The sequence below is a fragment of the Streptomonospora halophila genome (assembly GCF_039542725.1).
Classification (GTDB): Bacteria; Actinomycetota; Actinomycetes; order Streptosporangiales; family Streptosporangiaceae; genus Streptomonospora; species Streptomonospora halophila.
The window spans coordinates 28,888-40,966 of sequence record NZ_BAABIK010000003.1 but is presented as its reverse complement, the minus strand read 5'-3'; the positions used below and the strand labels follow the sequence as shown (position 1 = coordinate 40,966).

The following is a 12,079-nucleotide window of genomic DNA, read 5'->3' as shown; positions in this document are numbered from 1 at the left end:
GCAGCGTTGAATACGACGGCCACAGAAAGCGACGCGAAGACGACCGCGGAGGTCACCGGCGAGGCCGCGCGGCGGCGCACCTTCGCTGTGATCTCCCACCCCGACGCGGGCAAGTCCACGCTCACCGAGGCGCTGGCCCTGCACGCCGCCGCCATCACCTCGGCGGGCGCAGTGCACGGCAAGGGCGAGCGGCGCGGGGTCACCTCCGACTGGATGGATATGGAGCAGGCCCGCGGCATCTCCATCACCTCCGCGGCACTGCGCATCGACTACGGCGACTGCGTGCTCAACCTCCTCGACACCCCCGGCCACGCCGACTTCTCCGAGGACACCTACCGGGTGCTCTCGGCGGTGGACTGCGCGATCATGCTGCTGGACTCGGCCAAGGGCCTGGAGCCCCAGACCCTGAAGCTGTTCGAGGTCTGCCGCGCCCGCAACATGCCGGTGATCACCTTCGTCAACAAGTGGGACCGGCCCGGACGCGAGCCCTTGGAGCTGCTGGACGAGATCGAGCAGCGCATCGGCCTGCGGCCCACCCCGCTGAACTGGCCGGTGGGCATCGCCGGCGACTTCCGCGGGCTCATCGACCGCTCCGACGGCTCCTACACCAAGCTCACGCGCACCCCCGGCGGCGCCACCCGCGCCGTCGAGGAGCGGATGGACGCCGAGCGGGCGGCCGAGACCGAGCAGGAGACCTGGACCCAGGCTGTCGAGGAGATCGAGCTGCTCGGTGAGATCGAGGCGCACTTCGACGAGAAGTCCTTCCTCGCCGGGGAGTCCTCGCCGGTGCTCTTCGGCGCCGCGCTGCCCAACTTCGGCGTGTCGCAACTGCTGGAGACGCTGGTGAAGCTGGCGCCGGCTCCCGAGGACCCGGTCGACGTCCACGGCGAGCGGCGGCCGGTCGGCGCCCCCTTCTCCGGCCAGGTGTTCAAGATGCAGGCGAACATGGACAAGGCGCACCGCGACCGGATGGCGTTCCTGCGCATCTCCTCGGGGCGCTTCGACCGCGGCATGGTGCTCACCCACGGAGCGACCGGGCGCCCGTTCGCGACCAAGTACACCCAGGCGGTGTTCGGCAGCGAGCGCTCCACCATCGAGTCGGCCTACCCGGGCGACGTGATCGCGCTGGTCAACGCCGCCGCGCTGAGCGTGGGCGACACCCTTTACTCGGGTCCGAAGGTGGAATACGCGCCGATCCCCAGCTTCGCGCCCGAGCACTTCGCCGTGGCCCGGGCCAAGGACGCCGGCCGCTACAAGCAGTTCCAGCGCGGGATCGCCCAGCTCGACGCCGAGGGCGTGGTGCAGGTGCTGACCTCGGACGTGCGCGGCGAGCAGGCTCCGGTGCTGGCGGCCGTCGGCCCGCTGCAGTTCGACGTGGTGGCCCACCGCATGGCCGAGGAGTTCCGCGCCCCGATCGAGCTGGCGCACCTGGAATACTCGCTGGCACGGCGCACCGACGCCGCCTCGGCCCCGGCCGCCCACGCCCTCTCGGGCGCGGAGGTCCTCAAGCGCCGCGCCGATGGTGAGCTGCTGGTCCTGGTCCACAACAAGTACCGGCTGAGGGTGATCACGCGCGACAACCCGAACCTGGTTCTGGAGCCTCTCCTGGCCGGCGGCGCCGACGCCGAGGCTTAGAGGCGCGGTAGGCGGGACCGGGGCTGGTGAGGGCCGCCAGTGGGGAGCGGTGAGGGCCGCGCCCATCAGTCCGGGTCCGTAGCCGCTCGCGGTTCCGACGCGGCGGCGAGGGCGGTAAATGGCGGACGCGCGGTATCGAATCGGAAGCCCGCTAGTCACGGCCCCATCGAGGCAGCGACAGCAGCGGACGGCTGGGCACGCGGTAATCGGACCGCGCACCCGCCGGTCACGGTCCCGACGGGGCAGCGGGGACAGCGGACGGCGGGGCACGCGCCCATCGCACCGCGTGCCCGCCAGCCACGGCCCCAACGAAGCAGCGGGCAAGCGGACGGTTGAGCCCCAACCCACCGCACCCGGTACCCGCCGGTGAACCAGGCAGGCGGCGAGGGCGGCGGACGGCGGGGCGCGCGGTGATCGGTCCGGGTGCCCGCCGGTCGCGGCCCCGGCGAACGCAGTACCAGCAGCGCGCACTGAAGCCCACGGCGGACATTTCGGGCGGATGGATAGCGCTTGCCTCCGCGAGGCGAAACGGGCACGGCTCGATCAGCAGCGAAGCAGCCAGCCCCCGCCGATCTTCCGCTATACGGAAACTCACCAGGCAATTTGCCCGATTCGCCTGCTTTTGCGATCGCTCTGAGCTTCTGAACGGCCACGAGACCGCCGAAAACAGCACTCAAAGACCCTTGAGAGGTGCATCAGAGGGGTTTCGTCGACACTGACCCCCGTGCGGGCCGCTCCATCAGGGGCGCAAAAGGGGCATTCATCCAGCTATCCCTCTCCCCGGAGGGGCGCCACGGCGCACCGGAGCGCCGACGTAAGGCTCAGGGCGGTCTCGTCGCTCCTCCAAGCCGTGCGTGCACTCCAAATGCCTGATTCGTCCGACTGTCACGCGCGACCATCCGCGCGCCGAGCCCATGACGCCACCCGAACCCCCACCCTCGCCTCGCCGCCCCGTCGCAACCGCAACCCGCAAGCACCCGAACCGACCCGCGCGGCCTCAATCCCCCACCGCCACCTCCGCCCCTCCCAACCGCCACCGGCGAACACTCCGCGCGTCCCGGCCGTGCGAGCAAGCGAGCAGCCTGGTGGTCCTGCCGCTTACCGCGAGCGGAGGATGTCGTACAGGTCGAGCGGGGCGGGCGGCGGAAGGGAGTCGGCGGGTGCGGCCCTGTCGGCGCGGAAGGAGTCGAGCAGATAGGCGACGAGCCTGCGGGAGGCCGTTGGAGCGGCTTCGGGTGCCTGGGCGGAGATACCGCTGTTGGCCATGATCAGCAGGGTGAAGTCCGAGGTCGCGAAGTCCGCCCGCAGGCGGCCGGCGTCCTTGGCTCGGCGCGCCAGCTCGTTCAGCCCGCACGTCACCCGGTCGAGTTCGCCGCTGATGCCGAACTCCTCGAAGTAGGCAGCGACGAACGCCGAGTTGAAACCCGGGTTGCCCGCCTGCACCGCGCACACCTGCTCGACGGCACCGCGGAACGCGTCCCAGGGGTCGAGGCAGGTGAGCGCCTCGTCGACGGCCGCGACGCACGCCGCGAACTGGTCGGCGAACACCTCTTGGATGAGGGCCCGCCTCGTGGGGAAGCGCCGGTAGAGGGTCGCCACCCCCACGCCGGCGTGTCTGGCGACCGCGGCCATCGGCACGTCGAGCCCGCGCTCGGCCAGCAGGTCGGCGGCGACCTCCAGAATCCGGTTGCGGTTGTGCAGCGCGTCGGCGCGCAGGCGCGGCTCCTGGGCCGGAGCCCGGCGGTCGGGCCGCAGGCGAGAGTCTTCGGCGCCCATTCTTCTCACTTCCGTGCAACCGGATGGGGGTCTCCACTTACCCCGCTAGTGTTGCGGCGAACGGAGACGCGGGTCCACCCCGCCGAGGTCGCCGCCGCAGGTCCAGGCGGCCGCGGCCTGCACTCGACCCGCCCCCACGCCCGCACACCAGGAGGTCTCGTGCGATACAAGGGACCGCTTCCGCACTGGCTGATCCGCCCCATCAACGGGTTCACGACCGCACTGCGCACCTCCCCGCGATGGGGGCGACTTGCGCGCAGGCGCCTGACCGTCGTCACCTACACGGGCCGGCGCTCGGGGCGCACGTTCTCGACGCCGGTCTCCTACCGCCGCAGCGGGGAGACCGTCACGATCAACGTCGCCATGCCCGAGCGGAAGCGGTGGTGGCGCAACTTCACGGGCGAGGGCCGGCCCATCTCCCTGGAGCTGGACGAACAGGTTCGCACCGGACACGCGGTCGCCCGGCCCTACGCCAAGGGCCGCGTCAGCCTCACAGTGCGCCTCGACGACCGCAGAGAGGACGGCGAAAGCCCGGCCGCCGGCACCGCCGCCTGACCCGGGCCCGCCAGCGCAGCCACGCGGACGGGCGGCCGCCGCTAAGCGACCACCCGTCCGCCACGCCTTCGGCCGCGCGCCATTGGTGCGACCGGCGCCGCTTCCGTGCCGGCCCTGCCCGCTGCCGATCCGGCGGTGGTCAGGGCCGGAGGGGTGTGGCGATCAGCGCCGCCGCCGGCGCCGATCCACCCCGCGCCGCTCCGCAGATCCCGCGAACCCCGCGAACCGGGCGGCTCACCGGTCGCCGCTCCCCTGGCGCACCCCGACCACGTTCACGCCCCCACCACGCTCACGCCCCCGGCGCCGCCTCCACATCCGTCTCCGCCGCCCGCACCGAAGCGTCCCAGTCGATCCTGTACCGCTGCTCGGCGCCGAAGGCCTTCTCCGGGTCGAGCGCCGTCCTGAGCAGCAGCCGCATCAGAAAAGGCATCAGCACCCGTGCTACGGGACCGGGCGCCTTGAGCGTGTTCGTCTTGGCCGCGCGGGCGGCCACCTTCTCCACCCGCGGCCGGCGGCTGCGCTCGTAGGCGTCGAACGCGCTGCGGGGGTCGGGGAGATCGCGCAGGCAGCGGGCGAGCTCCACCGCGCTCTCGACGGCCAGCGACGCTCCCTGCCCCGAGCTGTTGGAGGGCGCGTGCACCGCGTCGCCCACCAGCACCATGCGCCGGCTGTGCCAGCGCGGCACGTGCGGCAGGATGTGCAGCGAGCCGCTGACCTGCAGGAGGTCGGCGGGAGTGCTGCGCATCAGGTCGCCGCCCGGGTCGTCGTCGCCGTACGCCTCGCGCAGCAGCCGCAGCCACTCCTCGGGCGGGACCTCGCGCGCCTCGGCCAGCGGCATCGGCCGCTCCTGCGGCAGGTTCGCGCCCCAGCCGGTACGGCCGTCGGGGCGGGGCCAGTAGAGGTAGTAGGCCCGTTTGCCGAAGGTGAAGGTCAGGGAACCGGATTCGCGCCGCACCCGGTGGTCGGCCACCCCCTCGAAGCCCAGGACACCGGTGTAGCCGGGGTCGGGCGCGTCGGGGTCGATCAGCTTGCGGACCACCGAGTGCACGCCGTCCGCGCCGACGAGCACGTCGGCGCCCGCCGAGGTGCCGTCGGCGAACCGGGCGGTGACGCCGTCGGCCCTCTCCTCGGCCGCGACCAGGCGCTTGCCGTACTCCGTTCGGACGCCTCGGGACGCCGCCAGGTCGTGCAGCGCGCGGTACAGGTCGCCGCGCTGCACGAGCCGCATCGGGGGCAGCCCGGCCAGATGCGGTAGCTCGACCTCCCGCCCGCCGAACGACAGCGCCGAGCGGTGGAGCGGGATGGAGCCGGCCTCCGCGGCGTCGCGGGCGCCGACCACCTCCAGCGCCGCCTGGCCGTTGGGGGCGATCGCGAGACTGCCTCCGACACCGTCGGCGGTGGAGGGATGGGCCTCGTAGACGGTCGCCTCGACGCCCGCGTTCCGCAGCGCCAGAGCCGCGACGGGGCCCGCAATGCCCCCACCGATCACCAGCGCCGTTCTCGTACTCGACATGACACTCCTCAGGACTCTCCGAGGGACCGGGTGGTACCCGTGCCCTCTGTGTTCGGTTCGGTCTGCTCCGAACCGCGTCCCGTGAGGTGAGCCGGATATGCTGCGCTTGCCACTTCGCGACCGGACTCGCTTCTACCGGGTGCGGTTCGAGTGCCCGGCCCCGGCGACGGTGCTGCAACACCTCCGCCGGGGCCGTTCTCCCTATCGGTCGTCCTCCCCTTCCGCTTCCGCGAGCTCGGCGACTCCGGAGGGCACCTCGCCCGTCGCGTGCCACCCGGCCCACTCCTCCAGGCCGGGGAAACTCCCGGAGGACAGCTCGCCGACGAGCGAGCGGACCCAGTCGGCCTCGGCCTCACGGACGGCGATCTCGTACTCGTCCTCGACGAGGAACAGCCGCGGCACGTCCCGCCGGTTCCGGTCCAGCGCCTCGCGCAGGGACGCGTTGCCCCTGTCGAGCGCGTCGAGCCGGCGCCGGAGCATCGTCAGGGCCTCGTCGGGCTCCAGGGCCGCGAGCACCGACAGGCCGGCCTTGAAGCGCGGCCGCTCCGGCTGCGGCGTCGACACCAGCTCGGCGGCCCAGTCGACCAGCTCCGCCCGGCCGGCATCAGTGATCCGGTAGACCGTGCGCTCCGGGCGGGCACCCGCGCGCTCGCTCTCGACGGCCTCCACGAACCCGTGCTTGGCCAGGTTCCGCACCACCGTGTAGAGGGAGCCCCACTTGATCTCCATGTCGTCCTCCTTACCGCGGGCGCGCAGCACTGAGGCGACCTCGTAGGGGTGCATCGGGCGCTGGACCACCACCGAGAGGACGGCGAGGGCGAGCAGGTTGCCTACTTTGCGGCGGTTCGCCATATCTGTTCCTCGTCTACGGTTACTCGCATACGAATATACGTTGACGAGTGATGGTCGGCAACGCCTTCGTGCCGTCTTGCCCGGGACTGCCTGCTCCTGGCAGGGACCGCCCGCTCCTGGCAGGCAGCGCCCGACCGCCGCCCGCACGGCATCGCGGCGGCTGCAGTAACGGCGATCCGGCGGCGCGGCTCCGGCCCGGGTGGACCTCCCCGGCGCGGTGGCAGAGGTGCCGGCGAAGACGAGCCGCGGGGGCGGCGCTGTCCCGAACCGGACGCAGCCGCCCCCGCGGCCGGGTGCGCGGCTAGCATCGGCCGGGCACGCATTCCGGTACACCTCAGGAGGCCCTCGGTGAGTCGTCCGTTCCGCGCTACGGCAGGCATGCGCGCGCTCAACACCGTCGTGCGGCTGGCGGTGCGCATCGGTCTCCCAGTCGGGCGCGCGCACGTGCTGACCGTGGTCGGACGGACGTCGGGGGCCCTGCGCTCCACCCCGGTCAGCCCGGTCCGGTGGAACGGGCGGCGGTGGCTGGTCGCCAGCAGCGGCGCGGCCGCCTGGGTCGCCAACGCACGCGCTGACGGCGCGGCGACACTGCGCGGACGCGGAGGGAGCGAGCCCGTGCGGCTGGTCGAGGTCGGCGGCGAGGACGCCTGCGCGGCCCTGAAGGTGTTCGCCGAGGAGGTCGCCCGCGGCCGCTGGCTGCGCACCCGTCCCGGCTCCCCCGTCCACGAGTTCGCCGCCGACCTGCCAGACCATCCGGTCTTCGAGGTGCTCGGCGGTCGGGGCACGCGGAGCGGGCCCAAGGAGCCCGGCGAACCGGACTGACCGGCGCCGGGAGGCCTGGCCGCGGTGGTCGGGGCGGTCAGGGCCCGCGGCCGCTCGCACTTCGCCGGTCGGCAGGGGGCGGGCCCGGGGCTTGCCGGTCGGCGTATGCTCGGGTCACTCACGAACCGCTCGGGGGCACGATGTTCACCTGGCGCCGGATCGGCCCGCAGGACTTCCCGCTGCTGTGCGAGTGGCTGGCGCAGCCGCACGTATCGCGCTGGTGGAACCACGAGACCTCTGCTGAGGCGGTGGCACGCGACTTCGGTCCCGCCGCTCGCGGCAAGGAGCCCTCGCAGGACTGGCTCGCGCTGCTCGGCGGCGACCCCGTCGGCCTGGTCCAGCGGTCGCGGCCGGCAGACTACCCCGAGGAGCTCGCCTCCCTGTCCGCGATCACCGCGGTGCCCGAAGGCACGGTCGTGATCGACTATCTGATCGGGCCGCCCGACCGGGTGGGGCGCGGGATCGGAACCAGGATGATCCGGGCGTTCATCGAGAAGACGTGGCACGACTGCCCCGAGGCGCCGTCCGTGATGGTCGCCGTCGTCGCCGCCAACACGGCGTCGTGGCGCGCACTGGAGAACGCCGGACTGCAGCGCGTGGCCAGCGGCGCGATGGAGCCCGACAACCCGCTCGACGAACCGCTGCACCACGTCTACCGCATCGACCGCCCGCCCGTGGCTGACAGCCACCCGGACACGACCTCGGCCGGCCGCTGACAGCGGCTCAGGCCGCCTTCCGGGCGAACGCTGTCCGGCGGGCACCCGCTTCCAGCGCTTCCATGAGCGGAGCGGGGTCGTCGCACGTGCGTCGCCGAGACCGGCCCGCCCCGCTCGGGGACGCTCCGCCCCGCTCGGGGACGCGCAGCCCCGCTCGGGGATGCGCATTCGACCGCACCCGCCGGCGGTTGCGGAGCGCTCTGCGACCGAACGCCGCCGCCGGGTGCAGCGGCGGGGATTGCGGGATGTCCAGTTGGCGGGACAGCCGCCGTACACCCGATTGCGGCAGAATCAAAAGGCATGCCGAGCCTCAGCGGGCACGGGCAGGGAGTCGGAAGGCCGCGTTATGAACATCGAACGGTTGCTCGGCAGCGGGCGCGCGACGCTCTACCTGCTGGCGTCGTTTCCCACCGGCATCGCGGCGCTCGTCATGCTGCCGCTGCTGCTGCTGGGCACCGTGCTCGTCCCACTCGGCGTGGGCGTCTTCCTCCTGCTTCCGCTGCTCTCCGCCGTGCGCCAGTGGGCGGAGTGGGAACACCGCCGATCCCTTCACCGGCTCGGCCTCACCCCGCTTCCCGCCGCGCCGCCCTCCGATGCACCGCGGCAACTGCGCGCGCTGGCGGGCGAGCCGGCGACGCGGCGCGCCCTGCGCGGACTGCTCGTGCACGCGCTTCTGGGCCCGTTCGCCGGTGTCGTCGGTGTGATGGCCTCCCTCGGAGTTCCCGCCACTCTGCTGGAGATGGCCGTGTGGTGGGGCGCCCCCGAGCCCCCGACCTTCCTGTGGTTCGAGGCCACCGGCTGGACGTCGGTACTCCTCGGCGGGGTGGCCGAGGTGCTGGTGTACGCGGCGCTCTTCCTCTGGGGGACTCAGGTCATCGCCGGAGGCTACGCCCGCCTGATGGACCGGCTGCTTTCGCCTTCGCCCGCCGAGATCGAGGCGGCGCGCCTGAGCCAGCGCGTCGAGGAGCTGTCGCACACGCGTGCCGAGGCGCTGAAGGCGCACGGCGACGAGCTGCGCCGCATCGAGCGCGATCTGCACGACGGCACGCAGGCCCGGCTGGTCGAGCTGGCCATGCGGGTGGGCGTCGCCGAGCAGATGCTCTCCAAAGACCCTGACCGGGCGGCCGAGCTCCTGGGCCAGATCCGCGGCCGCGCGGAGGAGGCGATGACCGAGCTGCGCGACGTCATCCGCACCATGTACCCGCCCATCCTCGCCGACCGGGGCCTCGACGGCGCCGTCTCGGCACTCGGCGCCCGATGCGCCGTGCCCACGCGTGTCGAGATGGGCGAGCTCGGCGTTGTGCCGGCTTCGGTGCAGGCAGCGGCCTACTTCGTGGTTGCCGAGGCGCTCACCAACGCCGCCAAGCACGCGCGGGCCTCCGCCGCCGCAGTGCGCGTCGACCGCGTGGGGGCCACCCTGATCGTGGAGGTCTCCGATGACGGCGTCGGCGGGGCAGAGGACGCACTCCTCGCAGCCGGTGCAGGCGGCGTGGACGGTGATGCCGGGAGCGCGGAGGGCGCGGTGGCCCCGGACGGCGCGGTGACCTCGGATGGCGCGATGGATACGGATGCCGCGATGGATACGGATGGTGTGGACGGCAGCCGGGACGGCGGAGCCGGAGGCGGCCCCACCGGGGCGGCGGTATCCGGCGACGGCGCGCCCGGGGCCGCGGTGGCCCGAGGCGGCGCGACCCGCGCCGGAGCGTCCGGAGGCACCGGCCTCAGCGGAATCCGCCGCCGTGTGGCGGCACTGGACGGAACGACGTCGGTAACCAGCCCCGCGGGCGGCCCGACCAGGATCACTGTGGAGCTGCCGTGCGAGTCGTGATCGTCGAGGACAACACCATCCTCGCCGAGGGGTTGAAGCTGCTGCTGGAGACCGGGGGCCACGAGGTGGCCGCCGTGCTCGGCGACGCCCGAGGCCTGCTCGACGCAGTGGACGAGCACTCCCCCGACGTGCTGATCGCCGATGTGCGGCTGCCCCCGGACTTCCGCGAGGAGGGCCTGCGCGCCGCGATCGACGCGCGCCACGCCCGGCCGGGACTGCCCGTGCTCGTGTTCTCCCAGTACGTCGAAGAGGTCTACGCGTCCGAGCTGTTCGCCGACGGCGCCCGCGGCGTCGGCTACCTGCTCAAGGACCGCGTCGCCCGAGTGGAGGAGTTCCTCGACGCGCTGGCCCGGGTCGCGGCGGGCGGAACGGCGATGGACCCCGAGGTCGTCGGCCAGCTCCTGACCCGCCGGGAGCGCCCCCTCGCACGGCTCACCCCGCGTGAGCGGGAGGTGCTGGCGCTGATGGCCGAAGGGCTGGACAACACCGCCATCGCCGACCGCATGGTGGTGACCGAGGGCGCGGTCCACAAGCACATCGGCCGCATCTTCACAAAGCTCGACCTCGCCGACGGCGACACGGGCCACCGCCGGGTCCGCGCGGTGCTGGCCTACCTGGGCGCGTGAGTTCCCGGGGAGGGAAGGGAGTGTGTTCCCGGGGAGAGATGAGCGGAGGACGGCGGCGGTGAGGGGGGCTCGGGTTTTGCGACCATCGCACCCGGTCCCCGCCGGCTGACCACCCGACGAGGCAGCGACGGCAGCGCACGCACCAGCCCGCGACCAACCGCACCCGATACCCACCGGCTCGGCACCCGACGATGCGGCAGCAAGGGCAGCGGGGTGCTCGGGTGAGCGGCGAGCCAATCCGTTCTCGGGCGCGGACCTTGGCCGGTCGGCTGAGGGTCGGCATACTCGGGCAGATTGATCCGCGACCGAGCGTCTGAAATGCACGAGGCCCGCTGAGACCAGCGAGCGACGCACCGACTCCATCAAAGTTCCGCGATGCAGAAGACCGCGAGTCCATTTGACCGGTTTCACCTGTTTTCAAGCCCGCCGCGAGCATCCGCTCAGCGACGAGACTGCGAAAAACCGCATTGAGAGGCCGTCCAGTGCTGCATCCGGCGGGTCTCGTCACCCCCGGCAGCGCGTCCGAGCCGTCAACTCCCAGGGCATTGCGGACATAGAACCACGAATCCCCTTCCATGAAGGGAGTTTGCGCCACGCCGGAGGATCGCCGTGTGCATTGGAGCAGTTCCGTCGCCCCCTCAACCCGCCCCCCCTGCCCCGAATGACCGATTCCTCCCGTTGCGTTCACTTCCAGAAGCCGCACCTGGAAGCCACGGACGGACGACCGCCGCGCGACGAGCCACGAGTACGGCGAATGGGCGCGGAAGCTCGGACTGTTCGGACGAACGAATCCTGGTCGGCGCCCCTGCGGCCCCACGAACCGGCATCTTGCAGGTCGGGGACATCGCCGCCCACAGAAGAGTCCGCAATCCGGAATATTTCAGGGGGGATTGCCCGATTTGTTCCAACTAGAAACTCGCTACGGGCACCCGCGCGGCGACGAGAGGGCGGAAAACCACGCTCATAGGCCACTCAGTGGTGCATTCGGTGGGTTCGTCGACACGGCGACACGCGAACTGGGCGGCAATTAAGACATAAGGGGAAACTTCACCGCGCGCTTGGTGGTGCCTGAGGCCGCGTCGCTTTCGGCGCGCGCGGCGTCGCGGGTAATCGCCGCACACTCAGGCCGACCACCGCTCTCGCCGCCCCGCCGCGACCGCAACCGGCGAGCACCCGGACCGACCACCGCAGGCGCAACCATCCACCGCCTTCGCCGCCCCGTTTCGACCGCACCGGCGAGCACCCGAACCGACCACCGCAAGCCCAACCATCCACCGCCCTCACCGCACCGCCGGGCGACCAACCACCGAGCACGCAACCCGATAACCGCACGCGCAACCGCCCGCCGCCCTCACTGCCCGCACTTCACCCGCCAGGCGGGCGAGGGGCGCGCACTCTGTCTTCGGCTGCGGTCAACGGCGGGTCGTGCGGTGGTGGATGATCGCGGCGGCGAGGCAGGCGAGGGCGCCTGCGCCGAAGGCGGCGTCGAGTGCCAGGTGCAGACCCACCAGCGAGGCCGCGGCGTTGCCGCCGAGGAACACGGCGAACAGGGTCCACAGCAGAATCTGTACGAGCATCGCGCGGTCGGCGGGGCGTCGCGTGTGCGAGCCGGCCTGCGCGGAGGAGGGGGCGGAGGGCGGGGAGGTGCGGTCGGGCTCGGACACTGATACTCCTCGGCGAATCGGTGCTGCTCGTTCGGGATACGGTGTCCGACCTGGGCAGACACCGCCTTAGCGACACCATGAACGCTACGGAT

Annotated in this window: 10 protein-coding genes; 6 read left to right on the top strand and 4 right to left on the bottom strand. The window is 72.4% G+C overall.

All coding sequences use genetic code 11. The features are described from left to right. The first annotated feature begins 6 nt into the window (after positions 1-6). Positions 7-1,635, top strand: a complete 1,629-nt coding sequence (locus tag ABEA15_RS03725; protein ID WP_344140936.1) for a peptide chain release factor 3 — start codon at positions 7-9, stop codon at positions 1,633-1,635. A gap of 1,098 nt (positions 1,636-2,733) precedes the next feature. On the opposite strand, the gene ABEA15_RS03720 is transcribed toward ABEA15_RS03725, so the two are convergent. Beyond that, positions 2,734-3,411, bottom strand: coding sequence for a TetR/AcrR family transcriptional regulator (locus ABEA15_RS03720; RefSeq protein ID WP_345555492.1), 678 nt, complete (start codon positions 3,409-3,411; stop codon positions 2,734-2,736). A gap of 159 nt (positions 3,412-3,570) precedes the next feature. Between ABEA15_RS03720 and ABEA15_RS03715 the strand changes: the two genes are divergently transcribed. Next, positions 3,571-3,966 (top strand): hypothetical protein, encoded by a 396-nt coding sequence (locus ABEA15_RS03715; RefSeq protein WP_345555491.1) that lies wholly within the window; start codon positions 3,571-3,573, stop codon positions 3,964-3,966. Between the two features lie 289 nt (positions 3,967-4,255). Here ABEA15_RS03715 and ABEA15_RS03710 read toward each other — a convergent pair whose 3' ends face one another. Next, positions 4,256-5,479, bottom strand: coding sequence for an FAD-dependent oxidoreductase (locus ABEA15_RS03710; protein ID WP_345555490.1), 1,224 nt, complete (start codon positions 5,477-5,479; stop codon positions 4,256-4,258). A gap of 201 nt (positions 5,480-5,680) precedes the next feature. Then, positions 5,681-6,331: a PadR family transcriptional regulator gene (locus tag ABEA15_RS03705; RefSeq protein ID WP_344140941.1), complete on the bottom strand. Its 651-nt coding sequence runs from the start codon at positions 6,329-6,331 to the stop codon at positions 5,681-5,683. Positions 6,332-6,679: 348 nt separating this feature from the next. Here ABEA15_RS03705 and ABEA15_RS03700 point away from each other — a divergent pair, with 348 nt between their 5' ends. The 4 genes from ABEA15_RS03700 to ABEA15_RS03685 all read left to right on the top strand — a co-directional run bounded on the left by ABEA15_RS03700 (position 6,680) and on the right by ABEA15_RS03685 (position 10,323). Continuing rightward, entirely contained in the window at positions 6,680-7,153 is a 474-nt protein-coding gene (locus ABEA15_RS03700; RefSeq protein ID WP_345555489.1) for a nitroreductase/quinone reductase family protein, read from the top strand. A gap of 140 nt (positions 7,154-7,293) precedes the next feature. After that, complete coding sequence (locus tag ABEA15_RS03695; protein ID WP_345555488.1) at positions 7,294-7,869, top strand: GNAT family N-acetyltransferase; 576 nt, start codon at positions 7,294-7,296, stop codon at positions 7,867-7,869. Positions 7,870-8,215: 346 nt separating this feature from the next. Beyond that, entirely contained in the window at positions 8,216-9,697 is a 1,482-nt protein-coding gene (locus tag ABEA15_RS03690; RefSeq protein WP_345555487.1) for a sensor histidine kinase, read from the top strand. Further along, positions 9,685-10,323, top strand: coding sequence for a response regulator (locus ABEA15_RS03685; protein ID WP_345555486.1), 639 nt, complete (start codon positions 9,685-9,687; stop codon positions 10,321-10,323). The genes ABEA15_RS03690 and ABEA15_RS03685 overlap by 13 nt, the downstream gene beginning before the upstream one ends. Before the next feature lie 1,412 nt (positions 10,324-11,735). Here the strand turns inward: ABEA15_RS03685 and ABEA15_RS03680 are convergent. After that, on the bottom strand, positions 11,736-11,987 hold the full coding sequence (locus ABEA15_RS03680; protein WP_345555485.1) for a hypothetical protein: 252 nt from the start codon (positions 11,985-11,987) through the stop codon (positions 11,736-11,738). Positions 11,988-12,079: the final 92 nt, after the last annotated feature.